The sequence below is a fragment of the Psychromonas sp. SA13A genome (assembly GCF_011378715.1).
Classification (GTDB): domain Bacteria; phylum Pseudomonadota; class Gammaproteobacteria; order Enterobacterales; family Psychromonadaceae; genus Psychromonas.
Genome location: NZ_WTKU01000009.1, coordinates 129,029 through 151,049, shown reverse-complemented (window position 1 = coordinate 151,049; position 22,021 = coordinate 129,029). Strand labels below are relative to the sequence as shown.

At 38.2% G+C, this 22,021-nt stretch carries 18 protein-coding genes; 10 read left to right on the top strand and 8 right to left on the bottom strand.

Features of this window, described 5'->3' with window-relative positions:
* Positions 1 to 96: 96 nt before the first annotated feature.
* Together glnS and nagE are read right to left on the bottom strand one after the other, a co-directional pair.
* Complete coding sequence (glnS, locus tag GQR44_RS10555) at positions 97 to 1,758, bottom strand: glutamine--tRNA ligase (RefSeq protein ID WP_166371776.1); 1,662 nt, start codon at positions 1,756 to 1,758, stop codon at positions 97 to 99.
* A gap of 304 nt (positions 1,759 to 2,062) precedes the next feature.
* The gene (gene nagE / locus GQR44_RS10550) at positions 2,063 to 3,529 is read right to left on the bottom strand and encodes an N-acetylglucosamine-specific PTS transporter subunit IIBC (RefSeq protein ID WP_028867329.1); all 1,467 of its coding nucleotides are present in this window, start codon (positions 3,527 to 3,529) and stop codon (positions 2,063 to 2,065) included.
* A gap of 268 nt (positions 3,530 to 3,797) precedes the next feature.
* Here nagE and nagB point away from each other — a divergent pair, with 268 nt between their 5' ends.
* The 3 genes from nagB (at position 3,798) to GQR44_RS10535 (ending at position 7,293) form a co-directional block, all read left to right on the top strand.
* A complete protein-coding gene (nagB, locus tag GQR44_RS10545; protein WP_166371775.1) occupies positions 3,798 to 4,598 on the top strand; it encodes a glucosamine-6-phosphate deaminase in 801 nt (266 codons plus the stop codon).
* Positions 4,599 to 4,706: 108 nt separating this feature from the next.
* Complete coding sequence (gene nagA / locus GQR44_RS10540) at positions 4,707 to 5,843, top strand: N-acetylglucosamine-6-phosphate deacetylase (protein WP_166371774.1); 1,137 nt, start codon at positions 4,707 to 4,709, stop codon at positions 5,841 to 5,843.
* Between the two features lie 217 nt (positions 5,844 to 6,060).
* Positions 6,061 to 7,293, top strand: coding sequence for an ROK family protein (locus tag GQR44_RS10535; protein WP_240923619.1), 1,233 nt, complete (start codon positions 6,061 to 6,063; stop codon positions 7,291 to 7,293).
* 217 nt (positions 7,294 to 7,510) lie between these two features.
* Here the strand turns inward: GQR44_RS10535 and clpB are convergent, their stop codons facing one another.
* From clpB to rluD, 3 genes are all read right to left on the bottom strand, one after another.
* Positions 7,511 to 10,087 (bottom strand): ATP-dependent chaperone ClpB, encoded by a 2,577-nt coding sequence (clpB, locus tag GQR44_RS10530; RefSeq protein ID WP_166371773.1) that lies wholly within the window; start codon positions 10,085 to 10,087, stop codon positions 7,511 to 7,513.
* A gap of 288 nt (positions 10,088 to 10,375) precedes the next feature.
* Positions 10,376 to 11,131: a peptidoglycan editing factor PgeF gene (pgeF, locus tag GQR44_RS10525; RefSeq protein ID WP_166371772.1), complete on the bottom strand. Its 756-nt coding sequence runs from the start codon at positions 11,129 to 11,131 to the stop codon at positions 10,376 to 10,378.
* Positions 11,132 to 11,150: 19 nt separating this feature from the next.
* Positions 11,151 to 12,131 (bottom strand): 23S rRNA pseudouridine(1911/1915/1917) synthase RluD, encoded by a 981-nt coding sequence (gene rluD, locus GQR44_RS10520; protein ID WP_028867323.1) that lies wholly within the window; start codon positions 12,129 to 12,131, stop codon positions 11,151 to 11,153.
* A 158-nt stretch (positions 12,132 to 12,289) separates the two neighbouring features.
* On the opposite strand from rluD, the gene GQR44_RS10515 reads away from it, so the two are divergent.
* Positions 12,290 to 13,081, top strand: coding sequence for an outer membrane protein assembly factor BamD (locus GQR44_RS10515; RefSeq protein ID WP_028867322.1), 792 nt, complete (start codon positions 12,290 to 12,292; stop codon positions 13,079 to 13,081).
* Positions 13,082 to 13,234: 153 nt separating this feature from the next.
* On the opposite strand, the gene GQR44_RS10510 is transcribed toward GQR44_RS10515, so the two are convergent.
* Positions 13,235 to 13,573, bottom strand: coding sequence for a P-II family nitrogen regulator (locus GQR44_RS10510; RefSeq protein WP_028867321.1), 339 nt, complete (start codon positions 13,571 to 13,573; stop codon positions 13,235 to 13,237).
* Positions 13,574 to 14,085: 512 nt separating this feature from the next.
* On the opposite strand from GQR44_RS10510, the gene GQR44_RS10505 reads away from it, so the two are divergent.
* The 6 genes from GQR44_RS10505 to GQR44_RS10480 all read left to right on the top strand — a co-directional run bounded on the left by GQR44_RS10505 (position 14,086) and on the right by GQR44_RS10480 (position 20,432).
* Positions 14,086 to 14,559: a GspH/FimT family protein gene (locus GQR44_RS10505; protein WP_166371785.1), complete on the top strand. Its 474-nt coding sequence runs from the start codon at positions 14,086 to 14,088 to the stop codon at positions 14,557 to 14,559.
* A 1-nt stretch (position 14,560) separates the two neighbouring features.
* Positions 14,561 to 15,028, top strand: a complete 468-nt coding sequence (gene pilV / locus GQR44_RS10500; protein WP_166371771.1) for a type IV pilus modification protein PilV — start codon at positions 14,561 to 14,563, stop codon at positions 15,026 to 15,028.
* 73 nt (positions 15,029 to 15,101) lie between these two features.
* Positions 15,102 to 16,070 carry a PilW family protein gene (locus tag GQR44_RS10495; RefSeq protein WP_166371770.1) on the top strand — a complete coding sequence of 323 codons (969 nt, stop codon included), beginning with the start codon at positions 15,102 to 15,104 and terminating at the stop codon, positions 16,068 to 16,070.
* An 11-nt stretch (positions 16,071 to 16,081) separates the two neighbouring features.
* Complete coding sequence (locus GQR44_RS10490) at positions 16,082 to 16,603, top strand: PilX N-terminal domain-containing pilus assembly protein (protein WP_166371769.1); 522 nt, start codon at positions 16,082 to 16,084, stop codon at positions 16,601 to 16,603.
* 28 nt (positions 16,604 to 16,631) lie between these two features.
* Positions 16,632 to 19,943 carry a PilC/PilY family type IV pilus protein gene (locus GQR44_RS10485; RefSeq protein WP_166371768.1) on the top strand — a complete coding sequence of 1,104 codons (3,312 nt, stop codon included), beginning with the start codon at positions 16,632 to 16,634 and terminating at the stop codon, positions 19,941 to 19,943.
* Between the two features lie 30 nt (positions 19,944 to 19,973).
* Positions 19,974 to 20,432: a type IV pilin protein gene (locus GQR44_RS10480; RefSeq protein WP_166371767.1), complete on the top strand. Its 459-nt coding sequence runs from the start codon at positions 19,974 to 19,976 to the stop codon at positions 20,430 to 20,432.
* Positions 20,433 to 20,583: 151 nt separating this feature from the next.
* On the opposite strand, the gene ispH is transcribed toward GQR44_RS10480, so the two are convergent.
* The gene (ispH, locus tag GQR44_RS10475) at positions 20,584 to 21,528 is read right to left on the bottom strand and encodes a 4-hydroxy-3-methylbut-2-enyl diphosphate reductase (RefSeq protein ID WP_166371766.1); all 945 of its coding nucleotides are present in this window, start codon (positions 21,526 to 21,528) and stop codon (positions 20,584 to 20,586) included.
* Between the two features lie 23 nt (positions 21,529 to 21,551).
* Positions 21,552 to 22,019, bottom strand: a complete 468-nt coding sequence (fkpB, locus tag GQR44_RS10470; protein ID WP_240923618.1) for an FKBP-type peptidyl-prolyl cis-trans isomerase — start codon at positions 22,017 to 22,019, stop codon at positions 21,552 to 21,554.
* Between the last annotated feature and the right edge of the window lie 2 nt (positions 22,020 to 22,021).

Sequence of the window (22,021 nt, the reverse complement as noted above, 5' to 3'; positions counted from 1 at the left end):
ATGAATGGTTGGAAAGGGTTATTAAAGAAAATAGTTAAGCAGCAATAAAAAGGTCTGCTTTGAGCAGACCTTTTTAGTCACATATTTATGGTTATATTAACCAGCCCATGAGTCACGTAATGCAACCGTTCGGTTAAACACTAACTTATCAGCACTTGAATCTTTATTATCAGCACAGAAGTATCCTTCACGCTCAAATTGATAAGCGACTTCAGGTTGTGCGTCCACTAAGCTGTTTTCAACAAAACCATGTTTTACAACTAATGAATCAGGGTAAATTACACTATGGATATCTTCCACTGCCGCAGGATTTTCTACCGTAAATAAACGGTCATAAATACGGAATTCAGCAGGATGATTTGACGCGGCACTCACCCAATGGATAACCCCTTTTGGCTTACGTCCATCTTCAGGATTTTTACCTAATGTAGTTGGGTCGTAAGAACAAAGAATTTCAGTAATATTACCTTCTTGATCCTTAATAACCTCTTCAGCTTTAATCATATAAGCATTACGTAAACGCACTTCTTTACCTAATACCAAGCGCTTATATTTTTTATTCGCTTCTTCTCGGAAATCAGCAGCATCAATATATAACTCACGTGAGAATGGTACAGTACGCGTTCCCATGCTTTCATCTTTAGGGTGAGCTGGTGCAATTAATTGCTCTAACTTACCTTGTTCATAGTTTGTAATCGTTACTTTGATCGGATCAAGCACAGCCATCGCTCGTGCGCCATTAGCTTCTAGATCTTCACGAACACAAGCTTCTAATGAAGCAAACTCAACGGTATTTTCTTGCTTTGTTACACCAATTCGTTTTGAAAATTCGCGTAATGATGCCGCAGGGTAACCACGACGACGCATACCAGAAATAGTAGGCATACGAGGGTCATCCCAACCGGTGACGATGTTTTCTTCAATTAATGCATTTAATTTACGCTTAGACGTTAATGTGTATTGCAAGTTTAAGCGTGAAAACTCTATTTGACGTGGTTTACACTCGATACTGATATTAGCTAATACCCAGTCGTATAATGGACGGTGATCTTCAAACTCTAACGTACATAAACTGTGAGTAATCCCCTCAATCGCATCCGAAATACAATGTGTAAAATCGTACATAGGGTAGATGCACCATTTATCACCTGTTTGGTGATGGTGTGCAAAACGAATACGGTAAATAACCGGATCACGCATTTTCATATTTGGAGAAGCCATATCGATTTTAGCACGCAGCATCATCGACCCTTCTTCAAACTCACCTGCACGCATACGTTTAAATAGATCTAAGCTTTCTTCGATCGGGCGATTTCTATATGGGCTATCTTTACCAGGAGACGTCAACGTACCGCGGTATTCACGTGTTTGCTCTGCATTTAATTCACAAACATAAGCTTTGTTATTTTCGATTAACTCAACAGCATAATCAAAAAGTTGTTCAAAATAATTAGATGAATAACGTACATCACCTTGCCATTCGAATCCTAACCAAGAGACATCTTTTTCAATCGCTGCAACGTAATCAGCATCTTCTTTAACCGGGTTAGTGTCATCAAAACGCAAGTTACAAGCAGCATTAGGATAATCACGGGCTAAACCAAAGTTTAAACAGATAGATTTTGCATGACCAATATGTAAATAACCGTTTGGTTCAGGCGGGAAACGTGTATGGATTGTCTGGTGTTTACCACTCTCAAGGTCGTTTTCAATAATGGTGCGAATAAAATTACTTGGGCGTGTTTCCAGTTCAGACATTGTGACCTCTAAAATACATGATTCATAAAGAGGCAATCATCGTATATTCTAGCGCTAAGCTCAAGTGAAATAATGGTAAATGAAAGGTTCGCGGTGATATCTACACCGATGTGACTTTAATATGCAAAAATCAGTATCTTCTGAGGTGAGCAGATTGTCTGCCATAAAGATGAAAATATATCCACTAACAATTGAAATTTTGCCTAACGCCAGCTTTATTGCGAAGAACAGGTTTAAATAACAACCCTCTACCAAAACGAAAATAGGCACTCATTGAGTGCCTATTGAAAAAAGTAATTGCCGTTTATTTTAGCAACTTCATTCTATTAGCAATGCTTTCAGCTTGCGGCCCAATGATCACTTGAAGATTATTATCTCCTAGTTTCACAACACCCATTGCACCTAGCGCCTTCAGTTCTGATTCTTTTATGATGCTACGGTTTTTTAAGGTCAAGCGTAATCGAGTAATACAGGCATCAATCACTTCGATATTATCAGCGCCACCTAGTGCAGCAACATAACTAGTGGCTAATTGGTCATTACCTTCAACAGCTTTAGTAGCGGTATTAACTACTTCCGTCTCGTTATCTTCGCGACCTGGTGTTTTAAGATTAAGTGTTTTAATTAATGTTAAAAATACAAAATAATAAATACCAAAGAAGACAACACCCTGAACTAACAGCATATACCATTGTTTAGCGAGTGGGTTTTGTGAAGAGAGTACCATATCCACTAAACCAGCAGAGAAGCCAAAACCAGCCATCCATTCCATATTAGCGGCAATAAATACTGAAACACCTGTTAATACTGCATGCACGACATACAATAACGGCGCTACAAACATAAATGAAAACTCTAAAGGTTCTGTCACACCAGTAAAGAATGAAGCTAATGCTGCAGCTAACATAATAGAAGCCACTTTTTGCTTATGTTCTGCTTTTGCTGTCGTATAAATTGCTAATGCAGCACCAGGTAAACCAAACATCATAATAGGGAAGAAACCAGCTTGATACATACCAACAGTACCGATTGCATTTTTACCTTCAGCAGCGAATTTAGTGATCGTATCCTGACCAGCTAAAAAGTTAGGGATATCATTAATGCCCGCCACATCAAACCAAAATACTGAATTTAACGCATGGTGAAGTCCAACAGGAATCAATAGACGATTAAAGAATGCATAAATACCAGCTCCAATATCCCCCATACCTGAAATCGTTTCACCAAAATGCTGTAAACCTGAGAAAATAATTGGCCAAACTGCCATTAAAATAAATGATACAACAATCATTACTACAGAAACGATGATAGGCACTAATCTACGACCAGAGAAAAACGCCAATGTATTGTGTAATTCGACTTCTGAAAACTTGTTATATAACTCAGCAGAAATAATACCGACTAAGATACCAACAAATTGATTTTCAATTCGTCCAAAAGAAGCATTAGCAGCTTCTCCAGTAATTTGCTCAACCGCACCAGGTGCCAGTAGTGTAGTAACCACTAGCCAACCTACTAAACCAGATAACGCAGCAGCACCATCTTTATCTTTAGACATGCCATAAGCAACACCCACGGCAAATAATAGCGCCATGTTGTCAATTACTGCAGCACCCGCTTTAATTAAAAAAGCCGCTAGTTGAGAATCACCACCCCAGCCATTTGGATCAATCCAATAACCAATCCCCATTAAAATTGCTGCAGCGGGTAATACTGCCACTGGAACCATTAAGGCCCTGCCCACTTTTTGCATATATCCTAAAATATTCACTATTTTACTCTCCTTGAAACAGCGACTTAATTCGCATTGATTATTATGATTAAAACCTGTTGTTATAACGTGGGTTCAATAGAACGCCTTTCATCAACATGTCTAGGCTATGACTCTAAAGAGTTTCTTAAATCGCGCAAATGCAATCACCCTATTCTGTGACTTAAATCACTTATATTTGACCTAATAAGTGAAAATGAGTGGCATTAAACCCAAACTTAATTTACGATGAGAATTAAGTAGAGATATTCATTACCTGGAGATTAAAATGCGCCTGATTCCACTTAACAACTTAGCCGATGTTGGTTTATGGTCTGCTCAATACATCGTTAATAAAATTAATAAGTTTAACCCCACTGCAGATCGACCTTTTGTTTTAGGCTTGCCCACGGGCAGTACGCCCTTGGCCACATATCAACACCTAATTGAGTTACATAAAGCAGGAAAGGTCAGCTTTAAACATGTTGTTACCTTTAATATGGATGAATATGTTGGCTTGGAGCCTGCTCATCCAGAAAGTTACCATAGCTTTATGCATAATAACTTTTTCAACCATGTCGATATTCAGGCACAAAATATCAATTTATTAAATGGTCTAGCTGATGATCTGAGCGCAGAGTGCCAACGCTATGAAGATAAAATAAAAAGCTACGGCAAAATTAATCTATTTATGGGCGGCGTAGGTAGTGATGGTCATATTGCTTTTAATGAGCCAGGTTCATCATTAGCATCACGCACTCGTGTTAAAACATTAACACCCGACACTCGCCTTGCTAACTCACGTTTTTTCGATGATGATATTAATAAAGTGCCTAAGTTAGCGCTGACTATCGGTGTAGGTACATTATTAGAGGCAGAGGAAGTATTAACTCTTGTCACTGGCCACCATAAAGCGTTAGCATTGCAAACTGCTGTAGAAGGCAGCGTCAACCATCTCTGGACTGTTACCGCATTACAACTACATCAAAAAGCAATTATCGTATGTGATTCAGCATCAACGATGGAGCTTAAAGTTAAAACACTTAAGTACTTCACGGAACTAGAAGCAGAAAATATTCGCTTCCTATAATCACTTCACATCAGGTTTAACGCAACAGACATACCGTTAGACCTGATTTATCACTTAGATTCAAATGCATCCATTTGTCTAATAAAGTATGCCTAGGAGAGATTTATAATGTATGCACTTACCAATTGCACTATTTATACAACTCAATCGATTCTTATTGATCATGCAGTCGTTATTGAAGATCAAAAAATCAGCGCTATTATTCCCATCACTGCATTAACCAATGATATTGATCGTATTGACCTACAGGGTCAGAATTTAACACCTGGATTTATTGATTTACAATTAAATGGTTGTGGTGGTGTTATGTTTAATGGCGCAGTAACAGAGCAAACACTAGCAACAATGCAAGCTGCTAATCTGAAATCAGGGACCACCAGCTACCTTCCAACCTTTATTACTGACACCGACCAAGGCATTAAGAAAGCATTGCATGTAACACGCGAATATATGCAAAAAAAGCCCAATGAAGTACTCGGATTACATCTCGAAGGCCCTTATATTAACGTGCAGAAAAAAGGTATCCACCGCCAGGAATTTATACGCCAACCCGATCCTGAAATGATTGATTTGATCTGTGCAAATAGTGATGTCGTCAGCCAAATAACCATGGCACCGGAGAAGACGCCGAACCAATTTATTGAGCAGCTAGCCAATGCAGGTATTGTGGTTTCTTTAGGGCACAGCAATGGCACTTATCAACAGGCTACTGAAGCGATTCAACACGGCGCATCTTCTGCCACGCATCTATTCAATGCAATGACATCTATTACCGGACGAGAGCCTGGCGTAGTAGGTGCAATTTACGATAATAATATCTACGCAGGCATTATTGTCGATGGTTTTCATGTGGCTTACGAAAATGTACGTTTATCAAAAAGAATCATGGGTGATAAATTAATACTAGTGACCGATGCAACGGCGCCTGCTGGGGCTGATATTAGTGAGTTTGATTTTGTAGGCACGACTGTTTATTACAAGCAGGGGAAATGTGTAGGCAAAGATGGCACTTTAGGGGGCTCTGCAGTCACCTTAATAGAGTCAATTGAACAATGTGTAAAATTTGTAGGCATTAGTTTAGAAGAAGCTATTCGTATGGCGACTATTTATCCTGCGAAAGCGATTTCCGTAGATAATAAACTAGGCAGCATTGAAGTGGGTAAAATTGCCAACTTAGCAATTTTTAACAATGATTATCAAGTCACCGGGACCGTCGTTAACGGTTGTTATAAAGCAACTGAATAACAAAAGTTTAATATAACGTTTAATGGATGAACACTAATGACGTGATCGATTGTCATGATCGATTGTCATTACCAGCTCAGCAAGCTCCGCATAACAATTATTATGGTCAATAGGCATACTTTTTTAAAGTTAATGCCTTTTGATTAAACCTCATCTGTGACCTAAAAAAATCTGCTATCATTGCGGCGAGATAAACACCACTGTAGGTATTCACTTAATGAACACAGTCAATCACGATACGATGCAAACAACCATTGCTAATATCGAACAAATCAAGCAATTAAATAGTGCCATCATTTATAAAATTATTGAGCAATACGCCCCTATTTCTCGCGTTAAAACAGCAAAGATAAGTAGATTAGCCCCAGCAAGTGTGACCAAAATAACACGCCAGCTAATCGAAAATGGATTGATTGCAGAAGTTGAATTACAAGCATCTACGGGTGGCCGCAGAGCCATCTCTTTAGCGCCAAATTCTGATGCGGTAAATGTAATTGCCATTAAATTAGGCCAAAAATTATTATCGATCGCGCATTATAATTTATCTGGCATTAAGTTAATGAGCAAACAAATAACTATTCCTAAGATTGAGACCAGTGCTTTTTTAATTGACTTTTTGATTGCTGAAATTGCAAAATTTATGACTCAACCACCGTTAATTAATGAAAAAATATCTGCTATTTCAATTACCCTTTCTGGTTTGGTTGATCCTAAAAAAGGTATCGTGGTTTATACGCCAACTTATCCTTTAGATGATTACTCTTTAGTGAATAAAATTGAAAGTACATTTAATATTCCTACCTTTATCGGCAATCATACACGCTGCCTTGCATTAGCTGAAAATTACTTTGGTGCCACCAAGAACACACAAGATTCAGTGCTTATTAGTGTCCATCACGGCGTTGGTTCAGGTGTTATTATCGAAAATAAAGAGCTACTAGGTAAAAGTTGTAATATAGGGGAAATAGGTCATATCCAAACAAACCCTGCAGGTAAGCGCTGTCATTGTGGCAATATTGGTTGTTTAGAAACAGAGGTCAGCGATCTGGTGATTTACGACAAAGTTAAAGAAGCGATTAATGCTGGTAGCGATTGCGTCTTGAATGTGAATACCATGAACATTGATGATATTTATCTAGCCGCGGCAAGTGGTGATAAATTATGTTATACAATCACTCAACAAGCAGCCCACTACTTGGGGAAAAATATTGCCATATTAGTGAATCTATTAAGCCCCGAAAAAATAGTGATCACAGGTAAAATACTACAAGCTGGTGAGGTTTTATTTTCTACCATTGCAGATTGCATTAAACAACAAACCCTGCCAAATTTTCATGATCAACTGATCGTCACTTCAACTGAGTTAAAACCCGATTTAACCATTGCTGCTTTTGCTTTAATTAAGCAGGCGATTTATGAAGGTGATTTATTACAAAGGATCAAGGTCTAACTGTTTTTCATATAAAAAGCTTAGCTGCTTTCTTTACATAAAAAGCTTAACAGCTTTCTCCACTTAAAATAGTTAATCACTTTCTGCAAATAAAAAGGCCAACGACATTAATCATTGGCCTTTTACTATTTTTCTTTCAGTTATTCTACATTTACTGAGCTTTCACTGTGTAATATCATTCAATATGAGTTAGCTCAGTAGAAACAGTGACGGCACACTATTGTTGTACAAACACTATTTTCCCCTCTTCAACGTCTGCCAATATGTTACTACCCGTGGTTAACTCTCCCGATAATATTTTCTGTGCTAATGCATTCTCTAGTAACTGCTGCACTGCTCTTTTTAAGGGACGAGCACCATAGGCAGGGTCATACCCAGCACTAACCAAAAATTCAATAGAAGCATCATTAAACGTTAGGTGGTAATCCCTTGCTTTAAGACGCGTCTGTAATGCGTGTAATTGAATCGTTGCGATTGATTTAATGTGTTTTTCACTTAATGGGTGGAACACGACCGTTTCATCAATACGATTCAAAAATTCTGGTTTAAATTGTTTCGCTAACACACCTAGCAAAGTATTTTTAACTTCGTCATAGGAAGCACGAGGGAACGCTTCTTGAATGATCTCTGACCCTATGTTGGAGGTCATGATGATCACCGTATTACGGAAATCAACGGTTCGTCCTTGCCCATCGGTTAAACGTCCATCGTCTAATACCTGTAATAGGATATTAAAGACGTCGGGATGTGCTTTCTCTATTTCATCCAATAAAATAACAGAGTAAGGTTTACGGCGTACCGCTTCCGTTAAGTAACCGCCCTCTTCATAACCTACGTAACCTGGAGGAGCACCAACTAAACGAGATACAGAGTGTTTCTCCATAAACTCAGACATATCAATACGCACCATATTATCGACACTATCAAATAAGAAGTTAGCAAGCGCCTTACAAGATTCGGTTTTACCGACCCCAGTAGGACCTAAGAACAAGAAAGAGCCAATAGGACGGTCAGGATCACTTAACCCAGCACGACTACGTCTAATCGCATTTGCAATAGCGTCAATCGCCTCATTTTGCCCAACAACTTGAGAATGAAGATGTTTTTCCATTTTCAATAATTTATCACGTTCACCTTCAAGCATTTTAGACACGGGAATACCGGTCCAATGCGATAGGATATCCGCAATTTCATTCTCTGTGACAGAGTGTTTTAACAATGTCATCTCTTGCATTTCAGCTTGAGACGCTAAATCTAATTGTTTTTCTAAATCAGGAATACGTCCATATTGAAGTTCAGACATACGTGTTAAATCAGCCGCGCGGCTAGCGACTTCTAAATCCATACGCGCTTGCTCTAAAGCTTGCTTGATATTTTGCGTACCAGATAGCGCTGCTTTTTCTGTTTTCCACACTTCATCTAAAGACTTATATTCTTTACCTTTAATTCTTAAGGTCTGGTCTATATCATTTAACCGTTTCACACTGGCTTCATCGGTAGCATTCTGCAGTGACTTTTGCTCTACGGTTAGTTGAATAATTTTACGCCCTAATTTATCTAAACTTTCAGGTTTAGAGTCCATTTGTAAGCGAATGCTCGACGCAGCTTCATCAATTAAATCAATGGCTTTATCGGGTAATTGGCGGTCAGAAATATAACGATGTGATAACGTTGCCGCAGCCACAATCGCAGGATCCGTTATTTCAACTTGATGATGTAATTCGTAACGCTCTTTTAAACCACGTAATATCGCGATCGTATCTTCAACCGTTGGTTCATCAACTTGTACTTTTTGGAAACGACGCTCTAGTGCCGCATCTTTTTCAATATACTGACGATACTCATTTAACGTAGTCGCGCCAACACAATGAAGCTCTCCTCGGGCTAACGCAGGCTTAAGCATATTACTCGCATCCATAGCGCCATCGCCTTTACCAGCACCTACCATAGTATGCAATTCGTCGATAAATAAGATGATTTGCCCTTCTTCTTTATTTAGCTCCGCTAACACTGCTTTTAAACGTTCTTCAAACTCTCCTCGATATTTGGCACCCGCAATAAGCGAACCCATATCCAATGATAATACACGTTTATTTTTTAAACCTTCCGGTACTTCACCGTTCACAATACGTTGCGCTAAACCTTCAACAATAGCTGTTTTACCGACACCTGGCTCACCGATTATCACGGGGTTATTTTTAGTTCTACGCTGTAGCACTTGTACCATGCGACGTACTTCATCGTCACGTCCAATTACTGGGTCCAGTTTACCTGCCGCAGCACGCTCGGTTAAATCGATGGTATATTTTTCTAGGGCTTGTTCAGGGCCGTCACCATTAACGTCATTAACAGTTTGACCTTGACGAATTTTCTTTAAAGAACTTTCAACTTTACTTTTTGTTAAGCCAAGTTTATTTAACACTTGTCCTAGTTCACCTTTATCTTCACAAACGGCGACTAAGAAAATTTCCGATGAAATAAATTTATCTTTTGCTTTTTGCGCATACTTATCACATAAATTAAAGGTAATGCCCAACTGATTAGAGAGCTGTATTTCGCCTCCAATACCAGATACTTTGGGCATTCTATCTAACATTGCAGATAGCTGTGAACGCATTAGGTTAATGTTAATTTCAAGATCAGACAAAATACCGCGGATTGCGCCACCGTCTTGATTAAGCATTGCTAACAAGACATGTGTCGCTTCGATATATTGGTGATCACGGCCTAAAGCAATAGATTGAGCATCGGATAATGCCAATTGAAATTTGCTAGTTAATTTATCTAAACGCATGATGATTCTCCTGAAATGTTTACCCTATAAAAGATGGGGGTAAAGAGAATTATTTCAAGGTAGGAAAGATAAAATAATGAACAAAAAAGAATATATTTATAAATTAAATATTAGAAAATTAATTATAAGAGAGTTAATTTTAAGAGTAGATTAGTGAACTTAAGATTGGATATAAAACTGAGGGAGGATAACTGCTATTTCAACATGTAAAATTGCAATAATTGAAGTTCTAATAAATGAAGCTTCAATAACTACAGTGCTATAAAAGCATCGCAACTATTTTTAGTTTTAATCAATCCAGATAAAAGAAGCAAGACGACCTGTTCTGCCATCTCGACGATATGAGTAAAATAACTCTGCATCGTTAAAGGTACACAAATCACTTTCTGTAATAGTAATACCTGTAAATTTTGTTAAACGTAACTTGGCTAGGAGATGCAAATTAGCTAACCATTTATCGTTAGACGCGACAAAAGCTTCACTTGCTTGTGTATTTTGTTGAACAAACTGCGCTCGAACTTCATCACCAACTTCAAAGGCAGTAGGCCCAATACAGGGACCTAACCATACTAATAGTTGATCGGGTTTGACTGATAACGTATTGCAAATATGTTCAATACTGTTTTCAATAATACCATCACATAATCCACGCCATCCGGCATGGATAGCCGCAACAAAACTGCCCTGTTTATCTGTCACTAGCACAGGTAAACAATCCGCAGTCATCACCACACAAGTTCTTTCATTATCATTAGTCCAACTTGCATCGGCATTAATTGCTTGCGCTGTCGTGGCTGATAATTTTATTAAATCATGACTATGAGTTTGATTTAACCAACAAAAATCAGGAGCATATAGTTGTTCATTAGCGAGTAAATGTTCTGTGAGTAATGCTCGATTTTTTAATACATGTAGATCAATATCCGCAACGTGAGTAGCCAGATTCAAACCTAAAAATTCACCTTCACTGATCCCACCTAAGCGAGTAGTTGAGTAAGCATGAATATGGGCAGGAGCTGCCCAATTAGGTTTAATTAATTGCATCTAAGTAAACTATAATAAACTATAAATCTAATTCGTTTTCATGCGAAATAGTATCCGCACGTAACGCAGCCGCTAACACTTTAAAATCTTCAGGTGGTTCAGCGTGCCATTCCATCTCTTCACCGGTAATTGGATGCTCAAGACGTAACATAGTCGCATGTAGTGCTTGGCGTCTAAATCCACGTAATGCTTCACTTAATTTTTCAGAAGCGCCTTTAGGTGGACGAGGACGACCACCATAGACAGGGTCACCCGCCAATACATGGCCGATAGACATCATATGCACACGAATTTGGTGAGTACGTCCAGTTTCTAAACGCAAACGTAAACGTGTATGTGCACGATACTTTTCAGCAATACGATAATGCGTGATCGCATCTTTGCCTCCCGTATGGTTAACGGCCATTTTAGTGCGGTGTACTTTATCACGACCAATAGGCGCATCTACTTTACCACCAGCAGTAAAACATCCCGAGGCAATCGCATCATATTCACGTGTCATCTGGCGTGCTTGCAAGTTCATCACTAAATGAGTTTGTGCAGGAACATTTTTCGCTACTACCATCAATCCTGATGTTTCTTTATCTAATCGATGTACGATACCAGCACGTGGTACTTCAGCAATACTTGGGTAATGGTACAATAATGCATTTAATAATGTGCCACTTGCATTACCTGCACCCGGGTGAACAACTAACCCAGCAGGTTTATTGATCACTAAAATATCTTCGTCTTCATAAACGATATCAATTTCAATTTTTTGTGCAACAAAGGTGACTTCATCTTTTAATACTGCGTTAACTTCTAACATCTGACCCGTAAATACTTTTTCACGAGGAGTAGAAGAGACAGTGCCATCAATTTGTACCAGGCCCGCTAATATCCATTCTTTTATACGAGAACGCGAATAATCTGGGAACAAAGCGGCAACCGCTTGGTCTAATCGAAATCCTAACTGTTCATCTGTTACTTCTGCAGATAGGTTTAATGCTTGGCTCATAATGCTCTCTTCTTGTAATTTTGTGCTGTTGTAATTGATTTTTAAAAAGTATTTTGTCAGACAGACTTATCTTGTCACATTTTATCTTTTTTTACTTTTATTTCTTTCGGCGATAGCCGATACTGTACTTTTTAATATTGGCCGACATTATAACACTTATGAATAAGATCCTTAGACTAATAACGACCAGTTTTTTCATTGCCATTTTTATTACTGGCTGTTCATCGAAAAAAAGCAATAAACCAAAGATTGCTGACAAACCTCCTGTCATTTTATATCAAGAGGCTTCTGTAGCGCTAGAAACAGCGAACTTTGAAAAAGCCACTGACATTTTAGAAGCGCTAGATAGCCGCTACCCTTTTGGACCTCACTCAGAACAGGTGCAATTAGACCTTATTTACGCTTATTACAAACGTAATGAAATGGCGCTTGCATTAGCTAATATTGATAAGTTTATTCGTTTAAATCCAACCCATAAAGATTTAGATTATCTTTATTATATGCGTGGACTAACTAACTTATCTTCTGACGATCACTTTTTCCAAAATCTATTTGGTGTGGACCGTTTTAATCGTGACCAAAGTTATGCACAACGTGCTTTTAAAGACTTTAATCACATTCTAAAGTATTACCCTAATAGCCAATATGCAAAAGATGCTCGCCAACGTATGGTGTTTATCAAAGATAGAGTCGCACGTTATGAAATATCAATTGCTGAATGGTATATCAAACGTGAAGCTTATATAGCAGCGATCAACCGTGGTAAAACTGTTCTCAATAACTACCCTGATACAGAATCTGTAAAAGATGCCCTAGAGATCATGATCATTGCCTATAGGGAGTTAGGGTTAGTAGAACCAGAAAAGAATGCATTAGCGGTATTAAAGCTTAATTACCCAAATAGCCGAGTGGTAAAACGCACAGAAAGCTGGAGCGTATTTGACTGGTAATAATCTTTGTAAATAATCAGCGTAATATAGGATTATTTATAGGGTCCAAACAATAAAAAGGAGAACTTAGTTCTCCTTTTTATTGTTTGTTATTTAACAGAAATCAGTTTAATACTGTCATAACGGCTATATCAACGATTACTTAAAAATCGTTTAAACTGCTTCGCCGTCTTCTTCACCGGTACGGATACGAATAACTCGCTCTACAGGAGTAACAAAAATCTTACCGTCACCAATTTTACCCGTTTGAGCCGTGCTCATGATCGCTTCAATACAACGCTCAACATCTTCTTTTCTAACTACTAATTCAATTTTAACTTTTGGTAAAAAGTCCACCATGTACTCAGCACCACGGTATAATTCAGTATGCCCTTTTTGGCGGCCAAAACCTTTTACTTCTGATACTGTCATACCTGTCACATCAATCTCTGCAAGTGCTTCACGTACATCGTCCATTTTGAATGGTTTAATAATTGCTTCTATTTTTTTCATAAATAACTCTTAATGTTAATTCAAAGTAAAAGTACATAAACCTCAAGTAGCTCTAAGTAGCATTATTTTTCTTTGAGCTTTAGGCTCCATATAATTAGTAATCTTACACTATTACCAAATCAATGAAATATAAAACTTAATCCTGATTTATTTCATTATATCCATCATTATTATTAACTGTCTGTCGTATGTGTCACTGATAAATAATCACACTAATAAAATAGATAATTAACTAAATCTACAAAATGAAAAAATATGAAATTGAAAAAACAATTCTACTTGGTAGATATTTCTATCAACAAGCAAAAAATAAATGAAATTTTACTTCACTCTATGGAATTTACATCAGTAATTGAGTAGCGATAATAAATAATTTTATTTTTATTAGTTTATGTAAAAAAATCCGGCAGACATTTAAATATAAACTAATATGTTTATTGATCTTATACTTTAGAGGTATGTAGAATGAATTCAGTCGATATTTGAATATATAATAAGTCAAAGAGTGTTGTATGAAAAAATCAGGTTTTACTATTACTGAAATGTTAATCACTTTATCTATATTAGCAATCTTATTAGCGCTTAGTGTTCCAAATTTTAGAAATTTAATCAGTAACGGCAATATGGTTTCAAATACCAATGCGATGATCGGTGCATTTAATTATGCACGCATGGAAGCAATTAAACGGGGCAGTACCGTAAATGTAAATCAAATTGGAGGAGATTGGACCGAAGGTATTGTTGTTTGGGCAAATACTGATGCTATTAATGCAATGTCGACTGATGAAGTATTGCGTATATGGCCTGCATTTGACGATGCGAGTACCGTATCGAGCGCTCAATCAACTTTCTCCTTTAATGCAGTAGGAGGGGTTAATAACAACAGTGTTTTTGAAGTTTGCGATAATCGAACCGGTGAACAAGGAATGCAAGTTTCTATTTTAATATCTGGTGTAATTATCGCTGATAAGGTGAATTGTGAATAACATGGATACAATTAAACGGTATCAAACCGGAAGTTCAATGATCGAGATTTTAGTCGCAGTATTTGTTCTCGCTGTTGGGTTGCTCGGGCTAGCATCAATTCAGATGATTAGCCTTAAAAATATTAACAACACACAATTTCATACCTTAGCGACAACTTATGCCTACGACATGGGGGAACGAATTAGATCTAACCGAGGAGGTCTAAGTGGTTACAATAATCTTTTATCTACAGTAGCTGACCCAGGTTGTACAACTTGCACTCCAGCGCTAATGGCGCAACTTGATGGTTTTGAATGGAATCAATTAATACAATCAGCTGTTATAGACGGAGGTTTGCCTGAAGGTCAAGGGACTGTCACTAAAATAGGGACACTCTACAATATAACAATTACATGGAAAGAGCAGCAAAGAACAAATTCAGGCGGAGAGGTTGGCGATGCAAGTTTTACCTTAAGCATTCAAATTTAAAGCTGTGTAAGTAAGCTATAGGTTATTTAGCAATGAAAAAAGTCCCAAGCTTAAAATAGAGAGAATGATGAGTGTGTTGAAAAATAAAAGTCACGATTTACCGAGCCAAACTGGTTTTTCAATTGTAGAACTAATGATATCGATTTCTTTGGGATTATTGGTGCTAGCTGCCGTACTTAAAATTTTTACCGCTAGCATGGAAGGTGTTCACTTGCAGAGTGCTTTTTCACGTGTACAAGAAAATGGACGATTAGCGACTGAATTAATAATACGCGACATTCGCGGTGCTGATTATTGGGGTTGTGTCGGAGATATAGATGAGATCACTAACAATCTGAATACTACAGATAGTGATTATGATGCATCAGTACTACCGACTGCAGGCGACGGCATTGGTGGGAGTAATGATGTGACATCTCAGACAATTTCTAGCATTAATGTTAAAGATAACACTGATACTCTAATACTCCGAGGTGCAAGCAGTATTTCTGGCGTAACGGTTACAACTCCTTATATGCCGACAACCGCCGCTGTTCTCCATATAAACACTGGTAGCAGTATTGCAAAGGGCGATATTATTTTAATTTCTGATTGCCAAGAAGCAGATCTTTTTTCTAATACGCAACAAAATACACCTACCAATGGAAATATAGGTCATAACACAGGTAATCTTGCTAGTGGAATAAATAACATAAGAAATACCTTATCCCATACTTATGGGGGAAATGCTCAAATTTTAAAACCATACTCTAAGCAATATTTTATAGGCGTTAATAGCGCAGGCTCAGACTCTTTGTATCGAGCAGATAATGGCGTTGCTAACGAATTAGTTCGAGGAATTAATAATTTGCAAATTATGTATGGAGAAGATACTAACGCTAATGGTTCGATAAACATATTTACCGCAACCCCTACTAATATGGATCAAGTACTTTCCATCAGAGTAAACCTTACCTCTGAAAGCGGCGAAAGCACACCAGGCTCTCCACTTGAGAGAACCTATCAGACAACAGCGAATATACGTAATAGAACATTACAATAGGTATTGAAAAAATGTTAAAAAAACAATCTGGGGCGGTATTAATTATCAGTCTAATTATATTAATTGTTCTCACCGTATTAGTATTATCTGGGACGCAATCGACGCTTATGCAAGAAAAAATGACCTCTTCAACTCGAGATTCCCATATTTCACTGGAAATTGCAGAATCAGGCCTAAAAGATGCCGAGGATATGATTGATACCTTGGTTGGAGTTAGTACATTTAATGATTTAAATGGATTATACAGCGTAAATAATGGGCCTAGCGATATTTTTTCAGACTCAGTTTGGACTGACAGTTTAAGCATTGCAGCGACCACAGAAATAACAAACGCAGGAATAGTGTCTCGATATTTCGTCGAAGATCTAGGGATACTCATATTTAATGATAATTTACCTGAACTTAATATAACAGGTTACGGCGAAACCACTGGCGGGGGAGATATTCGAGGTTTTAAAATAGTCTCTCGCTCAGTTGGTAGAGATGGCAATACCGAAAGAATAATTGTGGGTTATTACGGAAAACGTTTTTAATCTATCAATAGCGTAAAGGAATATGAAGATGAAGATGAAAAAATTATTCACCAAAACAGTAGTGGCTGAGGCGGTTATACTTGCAATCGTAGTTTGTTCAATTTCACCTACTGTGATGGCTGCTAAATTAAATTTACCAACAGACCCCTTAATTACGTCAACATCAGTTGAGCCGAACTTGATGATATTGTTAGATACCTCCGGCTCTATGAGTAATATTGTTCCTGATAGCCCTTACGATGAAAATATTGATTATTATAATTGTCCTTCTGACAATGAATTCAATACTGCTAAACAAATTGATATTCGGATTAGAAATGATGGCCTTATTTATTTGTACAGGAATGGTTATAACTATGATTTCTGGCAAGGTTCTCTTGGTGGTGCTAATAACTTAACCGAAAGATGCTTTAACGATGGCTGGACTTATACTGCTCGTCTCCTTGGAGATTCAGGAGGTTCGCCAAGTAGTTATTTAGCATCAAAATACACTGGCAATTACTTAAACTGGTATTTTTCTAATAGCACTAACACTGCCGCAGATGATTTTGATGATTTTGATAAAAAACCAGGCACTAAAACACGTATGGAAATAGCTAAAGCTTCTGCTGCAGCCATGGTTGATGATTTAGTAGGCATGCGTGTGGGTTTAGCGACTTATAATGGAAGTAGCGGCGCAAAAATTCGACAGAACATAAAATCGATTGGAACTAGCAGCGATATAACAACATTAAAAAATGCGATAAATTTGATTACAAACAGTGGTAGCACACCGTTAGGAGAGTCACTTGCAGATCTGGGCCACTACTTTGCGCAGAGAGCCGGTGGAAGTATATCTGGTCAATTAACGCTTCACCCAGATGGTATTGGAGATAAACCAGAAAAAGTTGTCAATGCAAGCAGTTTTTTTTCACATACGCCTAGCAACTCCCATTCACCAACAACAGATGTCATTACAAACTGGTGCCAAGACAGTTTTATAGTGGCCATGACCGATGGTATCCCTACAAGTGATACTAGTGTTAGCAATGATATGAAAAACTACTTTAATGGCGCAGATATCGTAGATGATGTAACTCGAGCGATGTATGATATAGATCTCAGACCAGATCTTACAGAAGGTTCGCTTGGAACACCTTGGAAAAATAACGTCATCACTCATATGGTTGGTTTTGCTGATACGCAAGTAACGAATAATTCACTAATAAGGAGTGCTGCTACGCAAGGTGGAGGAGAGTATTTGACAGCGAATAATAGCGCGGAATTAGTTACTGCATTTAGAAACGTAATAGATAGTATTGTTGATAAAGTAGCCGCAGGATCTGGAATCACCTTCAATACGAGTCAATTAACGGCTGGCACCTCGATTTATGCAGCTAGTTTTGATAGTGGCGAATGGTCTGGCAGTTTAAAATCCTATGCATTATCAGGGACAGGTGAAATAAGCAGCACAGCTAGCTGGGACGCAGCAACTAAGTTAGATAATTTAGCAGATTATAATACTAGAAATATATTCAGCTTTAACGATTCAACTAAGCAAGGCATTGTGTTTAACAAAACAAATATAGATTCAGCTCCTTCGCTTCTTGCTGACCTTCAAGCAGGCCCGGAAGGTAGTGCAGGTGTTGATAATTTAATTAGTTATCTAAAAGGTAATAAAGTAAACAACATCGGAACTGCTGCAACTAACTATCGTGACCGAGCTAGCCGGCTTGGTGACCTCGTCAATTCAACTGTAGTTTATGTGGGTGCTCCTGAACTAGATTGGCCAGATTATGACTCGACAGCTTCTGTTTCTTTTGGTGGTACTGGCCAAAACTATAGTGATTATAAAAATACTAGTAGAACAGCTATGTTATATGTGGGTGCCAATGATGGTATGCTACATGGCTTTAGTGCAACAGACGGTGAAGAAAAATTTGCTTATATTCCAAGTTTAGTTGCATCAAGTGCATCGGAAGAAGGCCTACACTATTTGGCTAGTACTGGTTATCAACATCGTTTTTATGTTGATTCTACACCAACGATCAGTGACGTATATTATGGTAGCACCTGGCACACAGTGCTTATTAGTGGTTTGCGTAGTGGTGGAAAAGGATTATTCGCGTTAGATATCACAGACCCAACTAAATTTGATGCTACCGTTACCGGCAATGCGGATGCGTTGTCATTATGGGAGTTTAGTAGTGCTAATGATCCAGATTTTGGGTACAGTTACAGTGAACCTACTGTCGCTAAAATGGCAAATGGTGAATGGGCTGTTATCGTAGGTAATGGGTACAATAATACTGGTGATGGCAATGCAAAATTATTTATTTTATACATCGATGAAGGATTAGATGGTGAATGGTCGGCAAGTGATTATAAGGAAATAGATACCGGAGTTGGTGCTGATAGTTCAGGCATTCCAAATGGATTATCAACACCACGAGCTGTTGATCTTGACGGCGATAGTGTTGTGGACCGTATTTATGCTGGCGATTTACAAGGGAATATGTGGGCATTTGATGTTAGTTCAAGCAATACAAACCAATGGAAGGTTGCTCATAAAACCGGCAGCACTTATGAAGCATTGTTTACTGCAAAAGATGGTAACGGTAAAGCACAACCAATTACCACTGCCCCTATTGTTGCTGACAATGTAAATGCTGCATCAGGCGCCCCAGATCTCCTTGTCTTTTTTGGGACAGGTAAATACATTGAAGAAACCGATAAAACCTCAACAGATCTTATGAGTTACTATGGTGTATTGGATAATGGAGAAGGCGCACAAACTCGCTCAAATTTAACACCAAGAGAATTATATTCTACTTCAACGACGCGTGTTATCAGCGGAACAACAATGACCTGGTCAAACAGTCGAGGTTGGTATTTTGATTTTGAAGATCAAGCTAATTCATTAGCGACTCCTACTAATATTGGTGAGCGAGTGACCTCTAATTCCCTAATAACAAGCAATATCTTATTATTTAATACGGTTATTCCAACGGTTGTAAATAGTGATATTTGTGTATCCAATAGTGAAAGCTGGATCATGGCGGTAGACTTAAATACGGGTAAAGCGCCAAACTATACTGTTTTTGATATCAATAATAATCGTGTATTCGACGACACAACTAGTATTTATGATATTGATGGAGATGGTGAGGTTAATTTAGACGATGTAACTAGTCATGCAGGCATCAAAGTTAATACTGCTATGATTGCCGGAGACATCGCAATTTTAGGGAATACCATTTATAGCAATGATGTTGATGGGAACTTAAACGAAGAGTCGGTAAGGATCGAAACAACAGCTAAACAAGGTCGATTGTCATGGGAAGAACTGATTCAGCAGTAAATACCATATGCTTATAATTAGGAACTAACAATGAAAAACAAGAAAGGCTTCACTCTGATAGAACTATTGATTGTGGTTGCTATCGTTGGTATTTTGGCATCAATAGCATACCCCTCTTATCAAGACTCAGTGACAAAATCACGTCGTGCTGATGCACAAGGTGCTTTACAAGGCTTAGCACAAGCAATGGAAAGGCACTATACGACTGAAGGTACATATACCGGAGCGGCAAGTGCTGGGTCACCTACAATATTTTCTACTAAATCACCAATTGATGGCACGGTTATTTATTATAATTTATTAATTGCATCAACAACTGCTTCTACCTATATCATTGGTGCAGAACCAACGGGTGTTCAGGCAGGCGATGGAGTGCTTTTATTGAGGTCAACTGGAGCGCGAGCTTGGGATGAAAACAACAGCGCTGCCGGTTCACTCGCAACTTTTATAACTGAAACAACTCCCTCTGAGCAATGTTGGAACTGTTAAGTATGATAGTTATGTTCGTTAGAAAATAGCATAACTAGCTACAGAGGCATCAATGCCAGTAATAATTTACTGGCTCAAATTCTACAAATATTCAAACTAAAATATTCTATTTCCAGTAAGATTAAAAATACTGAAAGCTCAGCATATTATTTTAATTAACCATTTTAATACGCAATTCTGCAGGGACTTCGAATACTGTGTTTTCTTCAACACCAGGATTCTCAATAACCACGTTTCCACCTATTTTTTGTAACTTTCTAATCACCGCTTGTACTAGTACATCGGGAGCTGATGCGCCAGCTGTTACACCTACCGTTTGTATATTCTCAAACCATTCATCTTTGATGTCGAACTCATTATCAATTAAGTATGAGGTGACGCCAACACTGGCTGCTTTTTCACGCAAACGATTGGAATTAGATGAATTAGTTGATCCAACAACTAAGACTAAATCCGTTTTATCAGCGAGATCTTTAACCGCGTCCTGTCGGTTTTGAGTCGCATAGCAAATATCATTTTTTCGTGGGCCTTCGATACTTGGAAATTTAGCTCGCAACGCATCAATAACATGCGCAGTATCATCAACTGATAAAGTTGTTTGAGAGCTATAACACAAGCTGGCTGGATTTTTAACTTCCAGTAAAGCTACATCTTCAGGTGATTCGACAAGGTAAATACCACCTTCCTCACTATCGTATTGCCCCATCGTACCAATAACTTCAGGATGGCCTTGATGCCCAATCAAAATACACTCTTGATGACGGCGACTGGCACGAGTTACTTCCATATGTACTTTAGTCACTAATGGGCAAGTCGCATCAAATACTTTTAATGCACGACGTTTTGCTTCTTCGCGTACACTTTGTGCCACACCATGTGCGCTGAAGATAACAATATTATCATCGGGTACTTCATCAAGTTCTTCAACAAATACCGCACCACGTGCTTTTAAATCATCAACCACATATTGATTATGAACAACTTCATGGCGCACATAGATAGGGGCTGGAAAAAGCTCTAACGCACGTTCAACAATATTGATCGCACGGTGTACACCTGCACAAAAACCACGAGGATTAGCTAAAATAATTTTCATAATGCTCTCAATATTTCAGTTATTTATAAAACTTCTAAGACATCAACGTCAAAAGTCACTGTTTGTCCTGCTAGTGGATGGTTAAAATCAACAGTCACACTATCCGCCACTATTTCACGAATAATACCTGGAATTTCATTACCGTCCGGTTGCGTAAAGCTAATGATAGTCCCTATTTCTGCAGGCACATCGGCAGAAAATTTGCTGAGTTCAATATAATGAAAGTTATCTGGATTCGGTAATCCAAAAGCAGACTCAGGCGCAAGCGTAAAACTCTGCGAATCCCCTTCTGTCAAACCTAACAGACACTCTTCAAAACCTGGTGTTAAGCTACCGTCACCCATTACAAATTTAGCCGGCTTATTATCGACCTTAGTACTATCAACGGCAGAGCCATCTGTGAGCTTAATTGAAAAGTGCATTAAAACTTCACTATCTGCAGTGATCACTTTGCTATTCTTGACTGTTTCATTGGCCATTTTTACTGTCATTA